The 23,365-nt window shown below is 70.3% G+C and carries 18 protein-coding genes and 1 pseudogene; 14 read left to right on the plus strand and 5 right to left on the minus strand.

The features are described from left to right. The first annotated feature begins 454 nt into the window (after positions 1 to 454). The 8 genes from STRTUCAR8_RS27070 (at position 455) to STRTUCAR8_RS27105 (ending at position 10,872) form a co-directional block, all read left to right on the plus strand. Entirely contained in the window at positions 455 to 1,078 is a 624-nt protein-coding gene (locus STRTUCAR8_RS27070) for an MFS transporter (RefSeq protein WP_267889070.1), read from the plus strand. 170 nt (positions 1,079 to 1,248) lie between these two features. Next, positions 1,249 to 2,424 carry a protein-L-isoaspartate O-methyltransferase family protein gene (locus tag STRTUCAR8_RS27075; protein WP_044472870.1) on the plus strand — a complete coding sequence of 392 codons (1,176 nt, stop codon included), beginning with the start codon at positions 1,249 to 1,251 and terminating at the stop codon, positions 2,422 to 2,424. Beyond that, positions 2,421 to 3,290, plus strand: coding sequence for a class I SAM-dependent methyltransferase (locus STRTUCAR8_RS27080; protein WP_234372667.1), 870 nt, complete (start codon positions 2,421 to 2,423; stop codon positions 3,288 to 3,290). The genes STRTUCAR8_RS27075 and STRTUCAR8_RS27080 overlap by 4 nt, the downstream gene beginning before the upstream one ends. Beyond that, on the plus strand, positions 3,287 to 4,723 hold the full coding sequence (locus STRTUCAR8_RS27085) for a phosphotransferase (RefSeq protein ID WP_006378716.1): 1,437 nt from the start codon (positions 3,287 to 3,289) through the stop codon (positions 4,721 to 4,723). The genes STRTUCAR8_RS27080 and STRTUCAR8_RS27085 overlap by 4 nt, the downstream gene beginning before the upstream one ends. Before the next feature lie 143 nt (positions 4,724 to 4,866). Beyond that, the gene (locus tag STRTUCAR8_RS27090) at positions 4,867 to 6,471 is read left to right on the plus strand and encodes an integrase (protein ID WP_234372670.1); all 1,605 of its coding nucleotides are present in this window, start codon (positions 4,867 to 4,869) and stop codon (positions 6,469 to 6,471) included. Continuing rightward, on the plus strand, positions 6,468 to 8,198 hold the full coding sequence (locus STRTUCAR8_RS27095) for a hypothetical protein (RefSeq protein WP_006378775.1): 1,731 nt from the start codon (positions 6,468 to 6,470) through the stop codon (positions 8,196 to 8,198). The genes STRTUCAR8_RS27090 and STRTUCAR8_RS27095 overlap by 4 nt, the downstream gene beginning before the upstream one ends. Next, positions 8,195 to 10,429: a hypothetical protein gene (locus tag STRTUCAR8_RS27100; RefSeq protein WP_006378764.1), complete on the plus strand. Its 2,235-nt coding sequence runs from the start codon at positions 8,195 to 8,197 to the stop codon at positions 10,427 to 10,429. The genes STRTUCAR8_RS27095 and STRTUCAR8_RS27100 overlap by 4 nt, the downstream gene beginning before the upstream one ends. Beyond that, the gene (locus tag STRTUCAR8_RS27105) at positions 10,426 to 10,872 is read left to right on the plus strand and encodes a hypothetical protein (protein ID WP_006378566.1); all 447 of its coding nucleotides are present in this window, start codon (positions 10,426 to 10,428) and stop codon (positions 10,870 to 10,872) included. Before STRTUCAR8_RS27100 ends, STRTUCAR8_RS27105 begins: the two co-directional genes overlap by 4 nt. A gap of 46 nt (positions 10,873 to 10,918) precedes the next feature. Here the strand turns inward: STRTUCAR8_RS27105 and STRTUCAR8_RS27110 are convergent, their stop codons facing one another. Both STRTUCAR8_RS27110 and STRTUCAR8_RS27115 read right to left on the minus strand, forming a co-directional pair. Further along, a complete protein-coding gene (locus STRTUCAR8_RS27110) occupies positions 10,919 to 12,628 on the minus strand; it encodes an RIP homotypic interaction motif-containing protein (protein ID WP_158697475.1) in 1,710 nt (569 codons plus the stop codon). A 74-nt stretch (positions 12,629 to 12,702) separates the two neighbouring features. Continuing rightward, positions 12,703 to 13,128 (minus strand): hypothetical protein, encoded by a 426-nt coding sequence (locus tag STRTUCAR8_RS27115; RefSeq protein ID WP_006378924.1) that lies wholly within the window; start codon positions 13,126 to 13,128, stop codon positions 12,703 to 12,705. Between the two features lie 292 nt (positions 13,129 to 13,420). Between STRTUCAR8_RS27115 and STRTUCAR8_RS50260 the strand changes: the two genes are divergently transcribed. From STRTUCAR8_RS50260 to STRTUCAR8_RS27145, 6 genes are all read left to right on the plus strand, one after another. Next, positions 13,421 to 14,356 (plus strand): GNAT family N-acetyltransferase, encoded by a 936-nt coding sequence (locus tag STRTUCAR8_RS50260; RefSeq protein WP_006379009.1) that lies wholly within the window; start codon positions 13,421 to 13,423, stop codon positions 14,354 to 14,356. Positions 14,357 to 14,376: 20 nt separating this feature from the next. Then, the gene (locus STRTUCAR8_RS27125) at positions 14,377 to 15,009 is read left to right on the plus strand and encodes a M15 family metallopeptidase (RefSeq protein ID WP_044472965.1); all 633 of its coding nucleotides are present in this window, start codon (positions 14,377 to 14,379) and stop codon (positions 15,007 to 15,009) included. A 33-nt stretch (positions 15,010 to 15,042) separates the two neighbouring features. Then, on the plus strand, positions 15,043 to 17,352 hold the full coding sequence (fxlM, locus tag STRTUCAR8_RS27130; RefSeq protein ID WP_006378911.1) for a methyltransferase, FxLD system: 2,310 nt from the start codon (positions 15,043 to 15,045) through the stop codon (positions 17,350 to 17,352). Between the two features lie 40 nt (positions 17,353 to 17,392). Continuing rightward, positions 17,393 to 18,151, plus strand: a complete 759-nt coding sequence (locus tag STRTUCAR8_RS27135) for a PIG-L deacetylase family protein (RefSeq protein ID WP_044472967.1) — start codon at positions 17,393 to 17,395, stop codon at positions 18,149 to 18,151. Positions 18,152 to 18,210: 59 nt separating this feature from the next. Beyond that, positions 18,211 to 19,305 (plus strand): NUDIX hydrolase, encoded by a 1,095-nt coding sequence (locus STRTUCAR8_RS27140; protein ID WP_006379062.1) that lies wholly within the window; start codon positions 18,211 to 18,213, stop codon positions 19,303 to 19,305. 276 nt (positions 19,306 to 19,581) lie between these two features. Next, on the plus strand, positions 19,582 to 20,601 hold the full coding sequence (locus tag STRTUCAR8_RS27145) for an XRE family transcriptional regulator (RefSeq protein WP_234372671.1): 1,020 nt from the start codon (positions 19,582 to 19,584) through the stop codon (positions 20,599 to 20,601). 363 nt (positions 20,602 to 20,964) lie between these two features. Here STRTUCAR8_RS27145 and STRTUCAR8_RS27150 read toward each other — a convergent pair whose 3' ends face one another. The 3 genes and pseudogenes from STRTUCAR8_RS27150 to STRTUCAR8_RS55830 form a co-directional block, all read right to left on the minus strand. Next, positions 20,965 to 21,804, minus strand: coding sequence for an SDR family oxidoreductase (locus tag STRTUCAR8_RS27150; protein WP_044472871.1), 840 nt, complete (start codon positions 21,802 to 21,804; stop codon positions 20,965 to 20,967). 152 nt (positions 21,805 to 21,956) lie between these two features. Continuing rightward, complete coding sequence (locus tag STRTUCAR8_RS27155; RefSeq protein ID WP_044472872.1) at positions 21,957 to 22,850, minus strand: carbon-nitrogen hydrolase family protein; 894 nt, start codon at positions 22,848 to 22,850, stop codon at positions 21,957 to 21,959. A 388-nt stretch (positions 22,851 to 23,238) separates the two neighbouring features. Then, positions 23,239 to 23,347 (minus strand): annotated as a pseudogene (locus STRTUCAR8_RS55830) (glycosyltransferase family 2 protein); the annotation flags it as partial. Positions 23,348 to 23,365 lie beyond the last annotated feature (18 nt).

Consider the following 23,365-nt stretch of genomic DNA (forward strand, 5'->3'; position numbering starts at 1 on the left):
CTGCCCTCGCGGGCGAACAGCCCGTGCCACCGCTCCTCGGTCTCCCGCAGCAGCCCCGTGAGTTCGCGCCGCTACAGCGATGTTCGCCACCGGCGACTATCCTCACCGACGCCGTTGAGACCACCTCCGAATGAACCTGCGAAAAACCGGCCGCATTCGTCCCTGCGGCGACGACTGCGCACTTGGATGCGGAGTATCTGTATCTGTGACGCTGCCGCACCCTTCCCGTACAGAAGGCCGAGTCGTCGATCGGCACCGAGAACGACCACCTGGGCGTCTCCCGTCCGTAGAGTTCTCGTTGGTCTCCGAGTGTGGCGAGAAGTGATGTCCGCCATAGGCGGCAGTGGAGAAAGGGACACAGGGTGGTCCGTTGTAGCGCCACACGTTCCAGAGACTCGGCCTGTCCAAAGCGACACGGCCTGCGGGGGACACGATCTCTGCTGAAACAAACCTGCTGCGCACCCTTGCGATGAGCACCACGGCGTTCGGTGTCGTGCTGGGGCTCGGCGCCCTGGGCGCGGCCGCCGGCGCGCTCCTCGCCCCTGCCCTTGCTCGACGGATCGGGCCCGGGCCGATGATGCTGGCCGCGCTCGCGATCACGCCGGTGACCCAGATTCCGCTGCTGCTCGCCTCTCCCGGCCTTGGCTGGCAGATCGTGATCGGTGCGGCGCTGTTCGTGCAGTTGGCGTGCGCGGGTGCGGCGGGCACCACCCAGCGGTCAATCCGTCAGATCATCACCAACTCCCGCATGCAGGCACGGATGCAGGCGGTGAGCACCTGGTTGACATCGGGTGCCAGGCCGGTCGGCGCGCTGCTCGCCGGCGCACTGGGGACGTGGGCCGGTGTCCGGGCCGCCCTGGTCGTCGGTGCCTTTCTGCTCACTGTGCCGCTCCTGGTCCTGGCGCTCTCTCCGCTGCGCGGCCTGCGGCAGATGCCCGGTGCCCCGCCCGAGCGGGAGGAACCCGCGCCTGCCGAAGAACTACCGCGCCCCGGCCCTCCACCTCAGGTGCCGGCCCCTGGAGCGGCGGCCGCCGCAGACATCCGCCGTGAGAGCTCGTTGGACGGAGGCGCCACATGACGGACCTGAACACCGGGGACACCACGCGAAGGCCCGCTTCCCCAGCTGCGCACGCTCCAGCGACGTTTTCCACTACGGACCCCTTCCACACGGAGACGGCAGAAGTCACCGGGTCGGCGGACAGCCGCGGCACCCGGGGTGATCGCGGTGCTGCTGCAGCCCGGGCAGCGATGGTCGCCCGCCTGGAGAAGGCCGGCGATCTGGCGGCCGGCCCGGTACGTGAGGCGCTGCTCGCCCTGCCGCGCGAGGTTCTGATGCCGCAGGCGTACGTACGGCGCAGTGCGCCGAGCGAGGAGCCGCCGCGGTGGGACCTGCTGGACTGGTCGGCGCCGCAGGACCGCCCCGAGCTGCTCGGGCTGCTGTACGGCGGGGTCAGTGTGCTCGTCCAGCACGACGGCGAGCCGTTGGTGGGCCGGGCGCGCGGGACGCGGTCGGGGGCGTCGATCACGTCAATGTCGACGGTGATGGGTCTGACCGCCTCGCTGCTGGAGGAGCTGGATCTGCGTCCGGGTCTGCGGGTGCTGGACGTCGGGACGGGAGCGGGAGTGACCGCCGCGGTGGCCTGCCAGGTCTGCGGCGACCAGGGGGTGGTCTCCCTCGACCGGGATCGGCACCTCACTGACGCGGCTGCGGCCCGGCTGGCCGATCTCGGGTTCCGTCCGGAGGTGGTGTGCGGGTCAGGAGAACAGGGCGTTGCGGGGCGGGAGTTCGACCGGATCTTCGTGTCGTACACGCTGGAGCGCGTGCCCACGGCCCTCGTCGAACAACTCGCTCCCGGGGGCAAACTGCTGGCGCACGTGAGCAGTGCGTCCCCGTCGTGGCCCGGCCTCGCCGTTGTCGAGCGCACCGCCGACGGGCAGATTACGGCGGAGCTGCGGGCCGTGGAGTTCGCCCACCGGGCGGGACACGGCGTGGCGCGGATCTGGCTCACGAAGGAGTTCCGGCAGCGCATGGCCACCGAGCCGGGCACATGGACTCAACGGAGCATGCTGGCGCCGCCCCCGGACAGCGACCGCGGTTTCTGGCTGGCGGCCGACCATCTCCTCGGCGGTGGCCTGGTCCGGGACTTCGGCGCCGAGCACGTCGTGATCGGCGCGCCCGGCTGCGGATCCTGGATGCGCGCGGAGGCGGTGGGCCACCGGCGCTGGAGCGTCACCGTCAACGGGCCGCGGGACATCTGGAAAGAGATCCAGGACCTCGCCGACCGGTGGCGGGCCGCACGCTCCCCAGACCGCTACCGCCTCCTCTTCGACGTGGACGGTAGGCAGCGGGCCGCCTCCGAGTGCGGACGCCTGTCCTGGCAACTACCCGCCCCCCACCCGCTCGATGAGGGAGCCACTTCGTGACCTACCCCGACGGTCCCATTCCGGGCCTCCCACCGGAGCAGGAGGCAATGTTCGAGGCCGCGGCCTCGACCTACGCCCGCCACCGCCCAGGCTTGCCGGACGCGGCGGTGCGCCTGCTCACCGACGCGCTGCGGGGCCGCCCTTCCCCGGTGCTGCTCGACCTGGGCACCGGAACCGGGCAGGTGCCCTTCGCGCTCCTGTCCGCCAGCGCCGGCCTGACGCACATCGAAGCGGTCGAGGTCAGCCCGCAGATGCTGCGCCAGGCCGGGCAAGCCCTCGCCCCCGTGCTCGGCAACTGCACCCTCACCCTGGTCCACGCGGCGGCCGACGCCTACGAGCCGCTCGCGACGCTGCCCGGCGAACCGGATTCCGGCCCGGACCTGATCACCTGCTGCCGGTCCTACCACTGGATGGACGGTCCGTCGGTCCTGGAGATGGCAGACCGGGTCGCCACACCGGGTGCCGCAGTGGCGATCATGGGCGACGGGAGCCTGTGGACCCACGACGCCGACTGGACCCGTGCGCTGCGCGAGCTGATCCAGCTCTACCTGGGCGACGAGCGCCGGGCGGGCGCCCGCAGTTCCTACGCCGAGCCCCGCCGCTCGTACCAGGAGGACCTCGCCGCCTCAGCGTTCAAGGACGTCACCGAACACCTCTTCCCCGTGACCCGCACCTGGGCGCCGCGGAAGGTACTCGGTTACCTGCGCACCACGTCCTTCGCCGGGGCTGGCCTCTTCGCAGAGCGGCATCAGGCGTTCGAGGACGAGGCCCTCGCACTTCTCCACGCGCACGCGATGGACGGGTCTCTGGTCGAGGAGACGACGTTCAGGATTCTGCTCGCCCGACGTCCGGAGGGAGCGCGATGAGCGGCGGGCAGCGGCACACCGAGCCGGTGGACGTCCACCTGATCCTGCGCCGGGAGACCGCTGACGGGCCGCAGATCTTGCTGTCGCGGCGGGCCGGGCAGGTGTACGCCGCCGGCCTGTGGCACCTGCCGTCGGGGCATCTGGACGGTCCGCACGAGGACGTCGTCACCGCCCTGATCCGCGAGGCGCGGGAGGAGACTGGTGTCGTCATCGACCCGGCCGACGTGCGGGCCGCCGTGACCGTGCACCACCGCAGCCCCGGAGGCGCCAGCCGTAGCGGGCACTTCTTCGAGGTCCGGAGGTGGAAAGGCGCGCCCGGGATCGCGGAGCCGGACGTCTGCGACGCGATGGACTGGGCATCCCTTCACGCGCTGCCCGCCCAGATGGTGGCGTACTGCCGTGCAGGCCTGGACGCCTACAGCGCCGGCGCACGCCTCGCCGTGCACTTCCAACTGCCCGGCGACAGCATCGCCTTCGACCCCGGCGCCGACCGGTTGCGCCACGTGCCGGACGTGACCGGCCAGGCGTCTACCGCACGCCCCGACGCCGCGGTGGTGGAGTTCGCGGAGCAGGCAGTCGGCCGGATCACGCAGTGGACGGATACGTCATGGGCGCGCGAGGAGAGCCGCGTGTGGCGGGTCCACGGCGTCCAGGGCGGCACCTGGTACGTGAAGGTGCACCAGAGCGAGCGGTTCCACTCCAGGGAGGTGCGAGGACTACGGACGTGGGCGCGAGAGCTGGGGGCGGCCGCGCCCCGGCTGGTCGCCGCCGACGAGACCCTGCGGGCGGTGGTCCTCACCGCGGTGCCGGGCCACCCGCTGCACGGCACCGTTCTGGCACCGGACCGGGAGAGGGCTGTCTTCCAACGGATCGGCGCGCTGGCCCGCCGCATCCACCAGTCCTCCCCCCCACGGCCCGCTCCGGCCGGCAGCGGCCCGGCCGTGACCAAGGCCGACCTGCACCTGGCCGGAGCACGGTCTCATCTGCTCCCGGGTGATGAGGAGTTCGTCCGCGAGCTCGTCCGGCAGGCCGAGGACCTACCACCGCTGGAATGGGTGGAGACCCACGGAGATCTCCAGCTCCGCAACGTCCTGTTCACCCCTGACGAGTCGGACGCCCTTGATGTCTTCGTCGCGGTGATCGACTTCGAGCGCAGCGAGCCGGGCCCGGCCGTACGGGACCTTGTCCGCCTGTCCGACGCCTGGGCCGGCCGCGTCGACTTGTTCGAGGCGTTTCTGGCCGGGTACGGCAGGTCCCTGACCGCCGCTGAGGAACCCCGCCTCGTCATCGACGCAGCGCTCGATTCCGTGAGCGGGATCGCGTACGGCGTCGCCCACCGCGATCCCGAGCTGGTCGAACGCGGCCGGCGGACCCTGGCCCGGCTGCGCGCCGAGCACCGTGCAGCCCTCTCACCGACAGGAGATGCGACGTGAACCCCGACACGGCACCCACTGCCGCGGCCGAGCCGCATGACGCCGCCGGGCGACCGCCGGTCCGCGCGGCAACGCCTACTGACGCCGAGGCCATCGGCATTCCCTGATGCTTGAGCGTGTTCCAGCGCTTAAGGAGGGGTGTCGTGGCGGGTTGGCAAGTGGTGTTCGTGCGGGACTGGCACGAGTGGCGACAGTCGCCTGAGGAGGGGGTGTTGGGGATCCGGGATCTGAAATCGGCTGTGGATGGGATCGGTTTACGGCCTGGGGATCCTGTGTTCCTTCGGCCGGATTGCAAGGTGGATCCGGATCTGTTGGATTTCGTTCTGTCGCCGGAATTCTCCAGGCTTGCCCGGTCGACCCGCGAGGACTACGCGACGGATATTCGGCTGCTGCTGGACTGGCTATGGGATCGAAGTACGGCGTGGTGGCAGGCGGACGAGAGAGATTTGGCGGCATACCGGGAATGGCGATGTGATTCGCCGTTGAATCCGGCGCGCATCGGCGGCGCCAAGTGGGATCGTGAGGCGGCCGCTCTGACAAAGCTGTTCACCTGGGGGAAGGTGCGTCCGCTGCCAGTAGATACGGGCCGGCGGTCAGACCGGGCGGCAGACGCGCGGCGGCGCCACGTGCGGTGGCTGACGCCGCGGACGTGGCGCTGGTGGATAGACCTGGGGCTGCGGGGCCTTCAGTCGGACGGGTCGCCGCGGCCGGGCTGGGACGGGCGGACAGAGCTGCGGAACACCGCGTTCGTGCAGCTGCAGCTGAGTTCGGGGCTGCGCCGGCAGGAGGGCGGAGGGCTGCTGACGCTCGAACTGCCGACGCAAAAGCTGGGCCGGGGCCTGTACTCGCACGGCACGGTCCCATGGGCGCTGACCCGCTCGAAGAAGACCCGGGTGTTCTACGCGCGGGCGGACGCACTGCAACAGGTGACTGCGTACCGGGAGACCGAGCGGGCGTGGGCGGTACAGCAGGCACAGCGCAAGGGCCGCTACGTCAACCTGCCAGGGACATGGCTGGTCACCGACATGACGCGCGGCTTGAAGCCCAAGGTTGCGTGGGTGGATGGGGACGGCACGGTCGGCCGGGCGGACCTGTGCGGGCTGGGCTGGCGAGACCGGCAGCGACTGTTCACCGAGGGCCCGGACGGGCCGGAGCCCTTGTGGCTGTGGCTGACCGAAGAGGGCCTGCCCCTGCTGCCCGACCGCTGGAACACCGTATTCCGCCTGGCGAACCTGCGGTGCGAGGAGAAGCTGCTGACCGCGCAAGAGCGAGAGACGCCACGGCACCTGCGCACCGCCGAGGCCCGCGGCCGCGCCCCCTGGGCGATTCCGCACGGCACGCGGCACTCCTTTGCCTTGTTCATGCTGATCGTGCTGAACGACCTGGTGGAACGGAAGTACGGACTGACGCCGGACCAGCGGCGGGACTTCACCAACCTGTTCGGCGATCCGTGGTGGCTGGTCGCGGAACTGCTGGGCCACTCGGACGTAGAGACGACAAAGGAGCACTACCTCTCGCCGGTGCGGCACATGCGGCTGCAGTCGATCCTCGCGTTCGACGACGAGGACGAGGCGGTGTCGGGCGCCAGGGCCAGCGGCGTGGAGTCGCGGGTGACGGGCCTGCTCGCCCGACTGGCGCGGGAGACGTCCGGCATCCAGGACCTGGACACGCTGATGGACCCCCACCCCATGCCCACCAGCCACGAAACCGAGCTGACCAGCACCCAAGACGAGGAGGAGCTGGCATGAGTCCTCGCGGCCGCAAGGCGGTGCTCCCGCCGGCGGACTTCCAGGCCACACCCCACACCGACCCGACGGGCCTACGCGTCACCGTGGTCAACAACCGGGGCCTGGACAGGTTGTTCGACTTCACTGACCTCGAGGTTCCTGCCCCGATGCGGCAGGCTCTGGCGGCCGCCTTCGTCCGGCAGTCCGTCGGCTGGAACTCCCACGCCACCGCCCACAACTACTGGAGGGTGCTGACAGCGTTCGCCGCGTTCCTGAAGGCCCAGGGGCATCCCGCCCAGGACCTGGACAAGCTGTCGACGGCCACGGTGAAGCTGCTGCGCACGAATTTCCTCCAGGCCAGCGGCACCCGCAGGCAACTTGCGAGTCTTCAGCGTCTGCTGCGGCAGGATCCGCGGCTGGCTGGCAGCCCTGTTGCCGAGGAGTTAGCCCGGCCGGTCCGCAGGTTGCCGTCGACCCGTCAGTCGCTGGAGGAGGATGAGTACGGGCAGGTCAAGCGTGTCGCGATGGCCGAGTTCCGGGCTGCGCTGCTGCGGATCCGGGAGAACACGGCCCACCTGGAGCGCTACCGCTCCGGTGAGCTGGCCGAGGGCAGCCGCGACTGGAAGATCGGCCGGATCCTTGAGCACGTCGCCGCTACAGGCGACGTCCCCCGCACCGCCAGCTCCAAGGCACCGGTGGTGACCAATGCCCGGTTGCTGGGCGGCCATCATCCGCTGCGGACGTGGGGGCGGCTGTTCCTGACCCCGTCCGAGGTCACCGCGCTGGCGGTCCTGATGACCGCTCAGTGGGGCTGGAACCTGTCGATGTACCACCGCGTGCCGGTGCCGGTTCGAACGCCGTCGGCCGGGGAGACCAGCACGATCACCTACCAGGTCCAGGTCGAGAAGCACCGCGCCTGCGAAGGACGCTGGTGGGACACGGAGAACATCACCGACTCCGGCGCCGGCTCCGACGGACGCCTGATCACCCAGGCGCTGGAGGCCACCGCCCACGGCCGCGCCCTCGTCGCCCGCCTCAGCCCCGGCACCGACCTGCTCATGGCCTACCGAACACACCGGGTGGGACGTGGGCATAACGATCACGACCGACCCCAACCGGTGGGCCCCATCGGCTTCGGCCTCTCCAGGAACCACGTCAACGATTGGCGGGAGCGTCACGCTCTGGCACGATCACCGTTCCAGCCCCTGCGCCGCACGGTGGTGGTCGAAGAGGGGCAGCCGCTGCAGCACAAGCAGGGCACGCACGAGAGCGTCTACGTCCTACCAGACCTGCGGGTGCAGAAACGGTCCCGGGCGGTGATCGCCGCCGGCGCGATGGAGGCCCACGAGCAGGCTCGCGATCTCACCTTCCAAGGGCGGCTGGCCGACGCGCCGGATCCCGCCCACCAGGAGACGGCCGCCGCCGACTGCACGGACGAGCAGGCCAGCCGCTGGCCCGCCCCTGGCGGCGGCTGCGGCGCCGACTTCCTGGCCTGCCTGGCCTGCGAGAACGCCCGCGTTCACACCGGCCACCACCCCCGTCTGGCCGTGCTGCACCAGGACCTGCACTCCCTGCGTGGCACCCTGCCCGGCCGCCACTGGGCCGCCACATGGGACACGTTCATGCACCGCTTGGAAGACCTGCGCGAGCGTGTTGGCGAGAGCGCCTTCGACCACGCCGGCCAACAGGCGACCGAACGGGACCACATGATCGTCAAACTCTTGGTGAAGGGGGATTTGGTCCGTTGAGCAGTCCTGTTCTTGCCCTGGCCGAAGATCCGTACATCCTGCGTGCACCACTCCCTGACGACCTTGTCGTCCAGCCGCATCGGATCAGCCCCGGCAACACCCACGTCAACAGCCGCGTCCGCGACGTCGTCTGGTCGCTCGGCCCGCTCACCGACCAGCCCGGAGCGGCCCTCGCCTACATCCACTGGAAGGACTGTCCGACTTCACTGCGGGGCGAACTGATCACCTTGGTGTGGACACTGGTGAACGGCGAACGCCGCCCAACTTCCGTGCAGACCCGCAGAGGACGGGTCTCTCGACACGGTGCCGTCCGGACGTCTCTGGGGATCTTGATGTGGCTGCGCTGGGCCCGCTGGCTGGACCGGCACGGGGTTCATACGCTCGCCGACGTCGATCGTGAGCATTGGCTCGCCTTCGTGCACTCCCTCCGGGCCCAAGGCGTCGACCGCAACACGATGAAGGTCTACCTCTCCTATCTGTCGGATCTGTGGGAGTACGACCAGCTCACCGTCAGGCCGGCAGGGATCCTGCGGCCGCCGTGGGACATCGAGGGCCTTGATGACCACTTGCCCGAGGCGGGGGAGTCAAGTTACGGGGAGAACACCACCGAGCCGCTGGACCCGCGCGTGGTCAGCCCGCTGCTGGTGTGGTCGATCCGCCTGGTCGAAGACCTCGCGGACGACATCCTCGCCGCATGGAACGAGCGCATTCGCATAACCGCTCAGGCCAGAGCGAACCGCTCCACTCCCGCAGGTGGCGCGTCCCTGCACGCTTATCTGCGGGCGCCGCTGGCCGGCGGCGCCTCACTGCCCACTGCCACGATCCGCGGGAAGACCGGCCTGGCCCGCTTTTACCTGGCCGAACGCACGGGCGCCAGCCTCAACCAGATCCACCGGGCCGTCCAAAGAGACGGCCTGGCCCGAGTGGCGGCCGAGCGGCCCGGCCCGTGCCCGTTGACGACTCCTGTCACCGGCCGGATCGACGGGCGGCCCTGGCGGACCGACATCGGCTTCGACGAGGTCGAAGAGCTGTGGCGCCATCTGGGTACGGCCGCCGCAACGATCATCTTGTACTTGACAGGAATGCGTCCCCAGGAAGTGCAGGCCCTGCGTTCCGGGTGCTGCCCCAAACCCACGCCGACCTCCGACGGCACCACCCGCCACCTCATCCACAGCCAGGTCAACGACAGCACCGACGAGAACGAAGCCAACGCCGAGGAGGCCGACGAGGGGACGGACGAGGAACCCGCAGAGCCTGCCCTGATCACCGGACGCCACTACAAGAACGTCATCGACGATGACGGCAACCACGTCAGTGCGGGTGAGATCCGCACAGTGCCTTGGGTAGCCATCACCCCGGTGGTCAACGCCATCCGCGTCCTGGAGCGCATGGTGCCTCCCGGCGAACTCCTGTTCAGCTCAACTCACCACGATCCACAGCAGGGGGGCAGGTATCACGGCAGCCTGACCCGGGGTGCGCTCGGGAAACGGATCAGGGAGTTCGTGGCCTGGATCAACCAGGAAGCCGTCACCCAGGGCCTGTCCGCACAGAGGGTCCCCGCCGACCCCCACGGGCCGATCAGCCCGAGCCGCTGGCGGCGCACCCTCGCCTGGCACGTCGCCCGACGCCCCGGTGGGCCGGTGGCCCTCGCCATCCAGTACGGGCATATGCGGGCCTTCCTCGACGCTCGCACCTCCGCCGGCTACGGCGCCCGCAGACGGCGCGGCATGCACGGCGTCCTCGACGTGGAGACCGTCCTGGCCACCGCCGACGCGGCCGCGAATTTGCGTGACGCCGCAGCCGGCGGCGAGCGCATCTCCGGCCCTGCCGCCGGCCGGGCCCTCCTCGACGCCACTGCCGCCCCGCGCTTCGAAGGCGCGCTCCTCACCGCCCGTGCCACCCGGCAGCTGAACAAGATGCGGGGCCACCTGCTCTACGACAACCCCGACGGCTTCCTCCTCTGCGCCTTCAAACCGGACAATGCGTTGTGTGATCCGGACGAAGGGGCAATCGCCCCGCTGCCGTTCGCCTGCCAGACAGGCTGCGGCAACGCCGTCCGCACCGACACCCACGCCCAGGCCGCCCGCGCACACGCCGACCATCTCGAACAACAGGCGGCCCACGTCCCGGGGCCGATGGCGAAGGCACTCCACGCCACCGCCGCAAAGTGGCGTGGGGTCGCCGACACCCACGACGCCACCGCCCGCACCGCCCGGGAGACCCTCGCATGAGCCACGACCGGACCGCCCACACCGCCGAACGCGAGCGGATCAACGCGGCCATCAACCGCCTCCTGACAGGCGCCCCCACGCGTTCCAGCGGCAGCCTCACCGTCGAAGCCCTCGCTGCCGAAGCCGACGTCCACCGCATGGCGCTCTATAAACGCCACGCCGACCTTCGCGAACTTTTCAACGAACGCATCCGCAAGGAAACCAAGCAAATGCCGGAAGGCGAAAGACGACTTCGCAAGGAGAACGCCACTCTCCGGCAGTCTCTCAAAGATGCACGCGCCGGCGAAGCAGAAGCCCGATGGGTCGCCGAGCAGACCATCCTTGCCGCAACCGTCCTCACTGCCTACTCAAACAGGCATGAGCCCAAGGCCGAACAGAGGAAAGACTCAAACGTGATCCCCTTGAGGAAACCCAGGACCTCAAACGAGTCACCGTTGCCCTGACCCGGCCAGCACCCCGGAGCAACGGCATCCCAGGAGCCAGCTGGCACTAGAGACCGATCCCGCGTCCCGACGAGGGGCTTTCGGGGCCCGAAGGGAGTTTCATCCTGCGGCTCGGGCTTCGGGCAGGAGGGGGCGGGAGCAGTCTGTCCTGGTCAGGCGGGCTCGTGAAGCGCCGGCGCGGTTTGTCCGGGACGATCGGGCACGGCGCGTGCGCAGAAGGCGCGGACGGCCTGGATGGCCTGGGAGGTATTGAAGGAGCGGAGGGCGCAGGCGGCTCAGGCGGCTCAGATGGCGGGGAAGGAGGCTTCCTTCTCACCGAGTCCTGCCGTCGGAGTTGGGCGGTCACGTGGTCCATCAGGCGCCTGGACTCCTTGACCACGCATTTGGGCAGGTTGTGTGGGTTCCTGAGCTCGACCATGACGGCTTTAAAGTCGGCGGCGTGGCACCCGTAGCCGACGCTGACCCCGTCACGGTCGCGTACGACACCGGCGCTCCGGGGGCTGACATGGACCGACCGGTCCGGGATCGCGTCGAGTGACCTGGGTGAATTGAGCGCGGCATGCACCGCGGCGTTCAGTTTCTCGCCCGGTTCCTTCCACCCCTTCTGCGATGGCATGACCACGGCGTCGATCAGCGAACGCGTCACTTCTGGATGTGACTTGAGCAGGGCAGAGGCACTGACGTTCGCCCGACGGCAGGCGTAGATGAAGTCGTTCCGCTGGTAGCAACTGTCCCCCGTCTGGACTCCTTGGCAGTTGCGCACGGTGATGTATCCCTGCATCGCCTTGAGACCACGGGTGACATCGGAGTGCGGGGACCGCCTGCCGAGCGGCCCGAGATCGAGCAACTCTTTTTCTCTTAAGGTCCATTCGCCCGCGCACAACGCTTTTGCGGCCTTGGTGCGGAGCCCATCGTTCTCCGGGTCCATGATCAAACGGTTCAAGGCATCGCGCACCGCTGGGCGGCGTAAGACCTTCGCGAAGTCCACGGTGGGGTCCTGCAGCGTGTACGTGTACGTGTTGAACTGCTCGTTGTCGTCGCCTATCTGGACCCCACGGCAGGCGAGGACGAGCAACGCGGGGACTGCTGGGGCCTGTGGAGTCGATGTCGGCGCCAGCGTCGGCGGCGGTATGGAGTTCTGGGACGCAGGTACAGCTGGTGGAACATGGTTCCCGTTGATGATCGGCGCGTCCTCGCTGACAGGACTCGGCGGCATGACCGCCCGGAATTCCGGGATGAGCGGCGTAGGGCCCTCACCGGACCCGCCGAACACGGGATCGTCGTACGGCAACGACGGCAGGGCCGTCCCGATCACCGGCTCATCGTCACAATCGGATCCGCCGAACACGGGATCGTCGTACGGCAACGGTGGCAGAGCCGCCCCGATCACCGGCTCATCGTCACAATCGGACGCGCCGGGATCGCGGTCGTCGAGCCGCTCACCGATATCGGTCAGGTACGCCAGCCGTCCCAGGACAGGCTGCTCGACCACAGACCCGGCCACGGGATCGCTGGCGGCTGGCATCGGCAAGGTGGCCGGAGCCGCCTCTTCGGGGGTGGGACGGAGAGGTGCGGCGACCGGATGTACGCGTCGAGCTGCCCACTGCTTTCGGCTGCGCCGGTCGTGAAGTTCCGCAGCCCCGTGCGCGAGCGCGACAAGCAGCCCCAGGGTGACCAGAGCGGCCACCGTCCAGGCCACGAACACGACCACGTCCATCAGCGCATCTGCCAGGACACCCGCCGCCACCTCGGACACATGCCCCGCCCCCGCGAGAACCCAAGCACCTACCCGGATGACGGCAAGCCCGACGAGAAGCCACCCCAGGAGCCTCACATTCCCCCCTCCCCAGGCGTCACCGGCGGCGCCGCCGCGTTGTAGAAGGTGTTCCACTGGGGCCCGTCGACGGAGGTGCCCTGGGAGTCGCTGATCCACACGTTCCGGACGCTGCTGCCCCGTGCACCCGCCGGCTGCCGCAACACCTCGTCAGCGAGTGCCCGCAGTTCCTCGTCCTGTCCGGCCTGGACGGCCTCCAGAAGCCGACGTAGTTCGGGAGCTACCGGGTCCGGGGCGGAGGTGTCCCTGTGCCGCTGCGCCTCGATCGCGGGGTCCAGTTCGGCTGACCGTTCGCCCAGCCGCTCCCGAACCCGCTGGCGCAGGCGGGCGTACAGACCGCCTACGGCCTCGGACGTGCTGGCTTGTACTCCGGCGGCGGCCCCTGTGGCCAGGGCCGTCGCTATCAGCGCGATGACTTCCATGATCCCCCCAAATGAAAGCGCGCACGGGTTGAGAATAGGGCCATACCTCGTGAACTGATCCCTAATCCTCCGGAGGCCAACGCGGGAAGCGGGTGGCAGATGAGAATGACGGGGTTTCCCATTGGGAATGTTGCCGTTCGGTTCAGCATGCGCATTAGCCACAGGCGACCATCCGGTCCGGCAAGTGTCCAGCGCCTCCTCAATGCGGTCCAGCTGGGCGCCGCGGTCGGGGTCGAGACGGGCGATTCTCTCCACTGACTTGAACACATCGACTTGACAAGGAATCACCCGGATGCGCTCCGCATACATCCTGTCCGCACCGTTCACCGAGGACTGGGTCCGCCAGTGCACGGACGAGCTGGCGCCACGGCTGACGCCCGAGGGAGATGCGCGGGCCTTCGTCGTCGACGCCCAGGACGGCACGATGGCCGCCTGCGCCCTCGGACTGATCCACCCCGTCCTGGCGGCGCCCGCCTACCCCCGGGGCCAGGCCGCCCGCGTGCAGTTGGTCGCCACGCACCCGGAGCACCGGCGCCGCGGCTATGCCCGGGCCGTCGTCTCCTCTCTCCTCGACCACCTCGCCGACGTCGAGGACGTCACACTGTTCGAGCTGCACACCAGCCCGGAGGCCGCGCCCCTGTACCGGGAGCTCGGCTTCAGCGGCAACCCGGCGCTCATGCGGATGACCCGCCACCGCCCACCCGCTGGTCTCGCGCCTGGTGGGCAGCCGGATTCGGCGTGGGTGCCGCCGCAGCAGTACGCCGACGCACTGCCCCGGGCGGCCGCGTTCGTATGCCTCTACGTCACCGACGAGGACGACCGGCCGCTCCAGCTGCACTCCGCCTACTCCCCCGGCCACCCCTGGCACATGATCGGCGGCGCGATGGATCTGGGCGAGCGGCCCTGGGACGCGGTGGTGCGCGAGTGCCGGGAAGAGACCGGCATGACCGCCGTGGGCCCGCCCCGGCTGCTGGCCACCGTGTACGGGCAGCCCCGGGCGCAGCGTCCGTACAGCACGCTGCAGCTCGTCTTCGATGGCGGGCGCCTCACCGATGCACAGATCCGGGGTCTCACCCTCAACGCGCGCGAGCACGACGAGGCCCGCGTTCTGCCTCTGGCCGAGTGGGAGGCGTTGATGCCGGCCCGCGATTTCGTGCGGCTGCGCTCCGTGGAGGAGGCCCGTCGCACCGGCGTGGCCGCATACGTCGACACCTGGGGGAACGCGTGACCGCCAGCAACATTGTCTTGATGTCCGACCGGAGAGTCGCCGCGATCCCCGTCCAGGAGTGCGGCGAGGTCCTCGTCGACGCCCGCGCGCACGGTCTGAAGGTCGACGACCGCAAACGGGACGCGGCGGGCGCTTGGGCCCACGTTCGGCAAGGCGTTCTTGCCCGGTTGCTGCACGCCCAGTCGCTGCTTCCCGCCGGTGTGTCGCTGCTGTTCGTCGAGGGCTTCCGGCCGCCGGCCCTGCAGCGTCGGTACTTCGAGGAGTACTCCGACGAGCTCGCGCGCGGCCACCCGGACTGGCAGGCGGCCGAGCTCCGGGCGGCCGCCAGCCGCTTCGTGTCGCCTCCGGAGATTGCGCCGCACTCCGCCGGCGCGGCCGTCGACGTGACGCTGATCGACCACCAGGGGCGCGAGCTGGACATGGGAACGCGCGTCAACGCTTCACCGGAGGAGTCCGACGGCGCCTGCTACACCGACGCCCCCGGCCTCAGCGGCCCGGCCCGCACGAACCGGGCCACTTTGAGCCGTGCCCTTGCCGCCGCTGGCATGGTCCCGTACCGAACCGAATGGTGGCACTGGTCGTTCGGCGACCGGTACTGGGCACTGCAGACCCAGCAGCCGGCCGCCCTGTACGGACCCGTCGAACTGCCCTGACACCGCCTGCCTTTCACGAACGAGGAGCGATCTGTGGGAATCACCCGGACTGACTGGTCCAAGCGCTACACCGAGGGGCGAGGCTTCCGACGGCTCGGGGACGACGAGAAGGGCCTGATCGTCGAGCACGCGCCGGCGCCCGAGGGCGGCCGCGCGCTCGACGTTGGGTGCGGGACGGGCGAGATGTCCGTGTACCTTGCCTCGCTCGGGTACACCGTCGACGGAGCGGACTTCGCCGAGGGCGCCCTGGAGCAGGCCCGCACCGAATACCCCGACGCGGAGGTGCGGTGGCTGTGCCTGGACGTCGAACGCGACGACCCCGCCCCGCTGGGCAACGACCTTTATGACCTGGTGGTCTTCCGCCTCTCGGTGGCCTTCTTGCGTGACCGCACCCGTGTCCTGCACGCGCTCGGGCGCCGACTGCGCGAGGGCGGCACCATGCTGGTCATCACCCCGCTGGCCGCGCACACCCCGGCCGAGAAGCGACACATCGCACTGGACGATGATGAGATCACCGCCCTCACCTGCGGATGGACGAGCGTGCAGCGCATCGCCGTCGGCGACCTGGCGGCGCTGGTCCTGCGCGGTCCGTGTGCGGACACGGTCGCCATGGAGCGATCCGTGCCGGCCACCGGCTACGCCGTTGCCGGGGCGCTGGCCGTCGTGACCGACGAGCACGGGCGTGTCCTGCTCGGCTGGTCCAAACGCGGCATGTGGGAGGCTCCGGGCGGGAAGATCGACGGTGCGGAACCGCTGGACGGAGCCGGGGTACGCGAGCTCGCCGAGGAGACCGGCCTGCACGCCACCGGCGCCAGCGTGGTGTCCATCCTCACCGACGCCGCCCAGGGCGTCCCGCGGGTGACCGCCGTGATCCGGATCACCGGCTTCACCGGCACCCTCACCACCGCGGAGCCGCACAAGTTCACCCGCTGGGAATGGCACGACCCCCACGGTCTCGGATGTCTCGGCCCGGTGTTCACCCCGGCCGCGAACGCACTGGATGCCGTCTGGCCCGGTGTCATCCCCGGCCTGCCGACCGTCAACGCCTACCCGACCGCCGCCGAACACCCGCCGGTACCCGGGGAACCGGCCGAAGCCGTCCGGCTGCGCCACCGCATGGCAGAGGCCGTCATCGCCGGCGACTGGGCGCCCTCCGCCGTGGTCCAAGAGGCGCTGCGCACGGTGCCCCGGCACCGGTTCGCACCGGAGACGGACCTCAAGACCGTCTACGACGAGGACCTGGCCGTCGTCACCCGCCGGGACGAGCACGGCCGGGCGACCAGCTCGGTCAGCGCCCCCTGGCTCCAGGCCGACATGGCCGAGCAACTCCAGCTGACGCCCGGGGCGGCCGTCCTCGAGGTCGGCTCCGGCGGGTACAACGCGGAACTGCTCGCCCACGTCGTCGGACCCGCCGGACGGGTCGTCACGGTGGACGTCGACCCGTACGTGGTGCACCGCACGCAGCGGCTGTGCGCGGAGGCCGGAAGCGGCCGGGTCACCGCCGTCCTGGGCGACGGTGGTCTCGGCGCACCGGGCCACATCCCCGCCCAGGGGTTCGACGGGGTCGTGATCACACACAACGCGGCTGACGTCGCCCCGGCCTGGCGCGAGCAACTCCGTGAGGGCGCACGGTTGGTGGTGCCGCTGGAGATGGGCGGCTACACCCGCTCCCTCACCCTGGTCCGGCGCGGCGACGTCCTGCACTGCGAGCACTGGACGTACTGCGGGTTCGTGCGAGACCGCGGCGCCGCCGCCCGCACGGCCCCCGTCCTCCCCCTGGCCGACGGCGAGGTTACCGTGCGGTGGGAAGACGGTGAGCCCGATGACACTGCAGGGCTTGAGGAGGGGCTGCGCGGGCCCCGGCGCGAGCTCACCACCGGCCTTGTGGTCCGGGGCACCTTCAACTTCGAGACCTTGCAGATCTACGCCGCGACGACGCTGCCGGGGTTCTGCCGCCTGACCGCCCGGGAAGGTTCCGCGCTGGTGGCGCAGCAGGACTCAGCGGCGATGCTTTCAGACGGCTCCCTCGCCTACCTGACCTACCGCAAGGTCAAGGACGCCCCGGATCCAGCCGACCGTCTCACCGAGTTCTTCATCCACGCCTACGGCCCAGCAGCCGAAGAGATGGCGGAACGCTTCGCGGAGTGCGTGCGTGTCTGGGACCGCGAGGTGCGCGAGAGCGGCTATCCGCCGATGACCATCCACCCGGCCGACACGCCCGCCGACCAGCTGCCGCCCGGCGACGTGCTCGACAAGCCCAGCGCACGGCTCGTCTTCCAGTGGCCGGGCCGGACCCCCGCCGGCGCACTGAGCCTTTCGGCCGCAGGGGGACAGCGTGCCTGACTCCGACGAGCTGATCCCCGCAACGGCGGCGTCCTCCACGATGCCGTCCCTGCTCGGCGTGTTCGCGCACCCCGACGACGAGAGCCTCCTCGCCGGCGGTGTCCTCGCCCAGCACGCCGCCGCGCACGCGCGCACCGCCGTCGTCACCCTGACGTGGGCGCCCGACAGCCCGCGGGCTCCCGAACTCGCCGACGCCTTGCGGGCGCTGGGCGCGGGTCCGCCCCGCATGCTCGGATACGGCGATGCCCGCAACCCCCAGGCGGCTCCCGGCTGTCCCCGCCTCGTCGACGCACCGCTCGACGAGGTGGTCGCCGCCCTGGTTCAGCAGATCCGCTCGTTCCGCCCCGACATCGTGGTCACGCACGACGCCCTGGGCCAGCTGACCGGTCACCCGGACCACCGCCGCACCCACCAGGCCGCTCTCCTCGCCGCTCAGGACGCGGGCCTCCCGCACCTTCACCCTGAAGCAGGGGAGCCCTGGCAACCGCGCGCAGTGTACTGCGCCACGCACTCCGCATCCGGCGTCGGCGAACTCGGGCCGCTGCTGGAGGCCATCGGCAAACCCGTGCTCGCAGTCCCGGACGCGTACGCCACCACCACCGTCGACGTCAGTGCCTGGCTGGAGCAGAAGTGGGCCGCGATCCTTGCGCACCGCGGGGAGGTCGCCCGCGAACGGGCGCTGCCGGGGATCCTTGCTCGCCTGCCTGAGGAGACCCGACGAAAGATCATCGCGACCGAATTCTTCACTCGGCTCACGACCGGGCCCCTCTCCAGCGCTCGCCATCGGCTTACTGCCTGACGGCGGTCAACCGCCTCACTCTTCCATGGACCCGACCGGCCCTTCTGACTTGGAGAGCAATGACGACCACATCCGTTCCTGGCGAGCTGCCCGGCACCGTCATGACCGACGAGGCGTACGGCGCGATGCGCACCGCGGCCGCCCTGTGGGTCGGCACGTCTGTGCTCATCACCAACCCCTTCGGCCAGGTCCTGGTCCAGCACGTCGACTATCGCGACACCTGTCTCCTGGCCGGCGGCGCCGTTGACAAGAACGAGTCCCCCGCTCGCGCAGCAGCCCGTGAACTGGTCGAGGAGCTCGGAGTCACCGCCACCGTCGACCGCTGCCTGGCCGTCGACTGGATCGCCGCCGACAGCACCGGCGCACCCGCCGTCATGCGGTTTCCCGGCGAGATTCTGCACGTCTTCGACGGCGGCACCTGGGACGACGACCGGATCGGCGAAATCCGGTTGCCGCCGAGTGAGATCACCGGGATCGAGTTCGTCGAACCCGCGCGACTGCCCGATCTGCTCTCCCCGGCCGACGCCCGCCGCGCTCTGTCCGCGCTGCGCGCCCGGATCAACGCTGGCGGGACGGTGATCCTTGAGAATGGCCTCCCGCTCGCCCCGACCATTCTCGACCGCGCAGCCGTCCTGCAGACCGCCCGCCCCACCTACCACTATCCCTGGCACCAGGGGCCAGCCCCGCACGACCTCGCAGTCACCCAGGTGTGGGCCTGGTGCTTCGCGCCGGACGGACGCGTCCTCGTCCTTCTCGAACCCCACACCGGAGTCGCCATCCTGCCCGGCGGCACACCCGAGGAACAGGACCAGGGCGACCCCGTAGCCACCCTGCGTCGCGAAGTTAAAGAGGAGGCGACCGCCCGCATTGGTTGCCCGCTGCTCCTGGGACACGTCACCGACCCCTCCGTACGGCGCGGATACCTGCGCTACGCCGCCGCACTCACCAACGTCGGCCCCGCGCAGCCCGATCCAGCCACGGGCCACACCTACATCCGCATCCTGGCCACCCCCGAACAGGCCATGGAACTCTTCGACTGGGGGCCACCGGCCGTTGACCAGCTCGCGGTCGTCCACTGGGCCCGCCAGCAGCTCGGCGTTCCCCAGGCCGTCCGCCAACCTGTCACCGAACTCTCTGGCCCCACTGCCTGGTAGCCGCCGCTTCGTGTTATTTGGGACAACTGGGCGAAGAACCCGGCTCCCTTCAACAGCCGCCTCGACCGCTACCCAGGGCGCCAGCGATTCGCCGACGCCCTCGAACTCCCGCGCCAGGCGTTCGGCCTCGCTCCGCCCGCACCTCGCCCGGAGATACGACACGGTCAGCCGATCGGAGCATCTGCGGCCTTCCCCTGGATGCCGACCCATAGGCTCGGCAGTCCAGGACAGGAGGACGGTGAAGGTCCGTTGCGGCGAAGGAAGTTGATCGCGGGCTTGGCTGCCACGGCCGCGGCAGCCGCCGGCTCCCCACTCCTCGGGAACAGAACAGCCCAGGCAAGCGAGGCCCTGCTCGGAGAGCTGCTCGTCGCCCGTCTGCGTGATGCCATGCTCGGCCTAGGGCAGCCCCCTGTGACGCCGCCGGCCGAGACACTAGCGACGGACTTCACCCGCGCCCTCGCCGACTTCGACGCCTGCCGCTACGCCAGCCTCGCGGTGCGCCTGCCACGTCTCATCCGCTCCGGACATGCGCTCACCGCCAGCGCCCGTGAGGCCGGGGACTACGTGCTCCTGGCCAAGAGCTACCTGCTGGCGACCCGCATTCTCGTCAAGTTGGACGAGCAGCAGCTCGGCTGGATGGCCGCCGACCGCGCCCGCCAGCTCGCCGAAGCAGGCGGCGCACCCCTCGCTGTTGCCGAGTCTGCCCGGCAATTGGCCGTGCTCGCTCGAAAAGCTGGATGGCATCAGGAAGCCCTGTCGATCGCCCTGACCGCCGCCGACCACCCGGACCTGCGCAGTGCCGGACGCGCGGGAACGGCCCTACGAGGGCTCCTCGTCCAGAGCGCGTCCTACACCCTGGCCAGGCGGGGCGACCGGGACGGGATGCGTGAGCTCACGGACGAGGCCGCCGCGATCGCCACGGAACTCGGCGGCCGCACCATGCTTCGCGACCACGGCGGGGGCTTCAGCCCCCTCACCGTGCAGCTCCACCGGATCAGCGCCGAAAACCATGCGGGTGATCCTCTGGCCGCGCTTGATGCTGCCCGCAAGATCTCGCTGAAGGCGCTGCCCAGCGTCGAACGTCGCTCTCGCGCCCTCGGCGACATCGCCGTCACCTACGACCGTCTCGGCCGCCGCAGCGACTGCGTCCGAACCCTCCTGGCGGCGGAACGATGCGCTCCCGAGGAGACCCATGCCCGCCCAGCGACGAAATCGCTGATCGCGGGCCTGCTGGTCTTCGGGCCCACATCGACCGAGCTACGCGGCCTTGCCGAGCGCAGCGGCGTTCTCGCCTGAATGCGAAGGTCCTAACCCACTGCGGAGGGCCGAAGGCCGAACCTGATCCACCGGTCGGCCCGGAAGGAGCGCGTCCGGAGAAACCGCCCAGGCCACTGGTGTCGAGCTACGCGTCCTGCGGGTCGAGGTCGGCTGCCCGGATGATCACGCGCTCGCTTGGGGCCGGGCCCCGGGGACTCCCCCTGACTCACCGCCCAAGGTGGCTGCCGCCACCCGCCGCGCTCCGTCGCCCGAGCCGTGGGGACGGCAACCCCGCCCGGGCCGTCGCCGCGCACGGCGTGCTGTTCCTGGGCGCGTTCGCAAGGTCGTCCAACTACCGTCCATCACGCTCGGCTCCGGCCCGCCGGCCCTGAGCGGTCGGAGTCAGCGGTCGGGGTTTTGACGCCTGAGGAACTCCCGGGCTCCGCGAAGGCGGATGGCCAGGCGCTTTTGGGTGGCGCGGCTGTCGAGCTGAACGCAAAGTCCGCCGGGGAGGCCGCTGTCGGCACGTCGACCGGCCGGAAGCAGCGATGCGTCAAGGCCATCCCGCTGCGCAATGAGGGTGCCCAGCTCGTGACGGCTCAGGGCGTCCGGGCCGGCGAGGTGGAAGACGCCGGCAGCGTCGGAGCGGGTGATCTCCCACAGGGCGGCGGCCAGGTCCGTCACGTGGACGGGGCAGCGGATGTCGTCGGTGAACAAGGCACCCCGCCGGGTGCCGTCGGCCAGCGCGTGCACCAGCTGCTCGTGCTCGGAGTGGCCGTTGCCGATGATCAGGGAGGTGCGGGCGACGGCCGCGTCGGGGCACAGGAGGCGTACTGCGGTCTCGGCTGCCGCCTTGCCGGCCCCGTACGGGGTGAGCGGGTCCGGAAGACAGGACTCGTCATAGCGGTCGCGGCCCGTGCCGGAGAAAACGGCGTCACTGGAGACGTGTACCAGGCGGATACCGCGCTCGGCCGCGGTCAGGGCGAGGCGGATGCCGCCTTCGGCGGTGATAGTCCAGTCCGCTCCGCCGCTCGTCACGTTGATCACCGCGTCCGGAGCCACCGTGGTGAGCACCTCCTCCAGGTGGAGGGGATCGCGAAGGTCGAGATGGTGCCATGCCGCCCCGTCGTAGTCGCCGGGACGGGAATGGTACGTGGCGGCCGGGTGACGGCCCGCGGATACCGCCTGGCGTACTAGCTCGGCCCCCAGGAAGCCGCTGCCGCCGATGATCAGCACAGTCATGCCGCCTCACGCTACGGGCGAGCGCCACCGCCCAGAGCCGCTTCAGCAGAACTCACGCGTCCCCTGGAGACGGTCGCGGTGTTCAAGCGGACCCTCATGTGACGAGGCCCTGATTCTGTACGCGGTATGACTGGCAGGTGGGCGGGGCGGTGTCAGAAGGCCATGTGGGTGTCGCTTCGTGGGTCCCCGGTTACCAGATGTTCGTCGTAGAGCCCGTTCTGTGCCGAACGGCGCCAGGGCCGGGCGTAACGGAGAGCCACGTCGATGTCCGGGTCGGTCGAGTCGAGGTCGATGTCCGCGACCGCGAGAGCGGGTTGCCCGTCGGCGGGGCATTGCGCCAACCACCGGCCGCCGGGTGCAACGATCCCGGACGGCACCGTGGCGCTGTACTGGGCTGGGATGGAGTAGCCGAGCCAGTAGTTGTAGAGCGTTCCGTAGGCCTGGGCGACCCGCGCCCGCGGCGCGTCGTCGACCATCACGGAGAGCAGGACGCAGTCGACGTCCAAGCGTTCGTATTCGGCGAAGAGCGGCGGGAAGTTCGCCTCGACGCACAGCGCACAGCCGATGCGAATGCCGTCCACCTCAAAGACCACGGGGCCACGCCCCGGGGTGTACAGGTAGGAGACCTCGGTGTGCGACAGGAAGCGCTTGTCATATCGCGCGACCAGCTCGCCACGGTCGGAGACGATGAACAGGCTGTTGTGGGGCCGGTTCGGGGGTGTGAGCGGGTGGATCGACCCGAACGCCGTCCACAGCCGCAGTTCCCCCGCCAGCGCAGCGATCGACTCGGCCTCTTCGCGCAGGACGTCCCAAGCGGCACGGCTCCAGTCGGCCGGGGTCAAGCCGCCGTCCGGGGCGGCCGCCATCACGTGCTTGCTCGGGTAGGTGATCGCCCCCTCAGGGAACTGCACCAGGCGCGCGCCCGCGCCGACGGCCTCAGCCATCAGGGCCCGGATCTCCTCCCCGGCCGCTCGCAGCGCGCCTCGGTCGGTGGGATCCTCCGGCACAGTGCTCTGCGCGACAGCCAGCCGCAACGTCCTCGCCATGACTTGGACGCTATGGCATCTCCCCCGCCGTGGCGTGAATCTCCGGCCGGCCCGGCCGGATCCGCGCAGTTCCTGTCCGGTTCGCTGGCTGTGACCGGTGAACTGGCACGCCGACCGCAGTGAGGGTCGGCCCACGTCCAGACCGTGACCACGTGCCTCGTCGACCTTCGGCGCCCCGTTCCACACAAAGTCCCGGCCGTAGGCCCGGCGTTCTGGTCCGGAGCGGCGCCGGTGGTGCCGCCGGGGTACTCGATGCCGGCAGGTCGTCGTGGACTTGGTGTAGATGACGAGGCAGTCCAGGGGACGGCCAGCGGCAACGTCGATCTTCAAGTTCTCGCGAACGGATCGCCGCCGTCGGCTGACGCGCACCTACGGAGGCCCGGGCGGGTCAGACGTCCGGTGGGCGGCCGGCCCGTGTCAGTCGCCACACCGTGCACCAGGACATCGCCCGCCGCTCCCCCCGCACCCCCACAAAGCCCCTCGGCGAACCCCCGCAACAGGGCGCGACCACATAG

Origin of the sequence: Streptomyces turgidiscabies Car8 (genome assembly GCF_000331005.1) — a bacterium.
GTDB lineage: Bacteria > Actinomycetota > Actinomycetes > Streptomycetales > Streptomycetaceae > Streptomyces > Streptomyces turgidiscabies.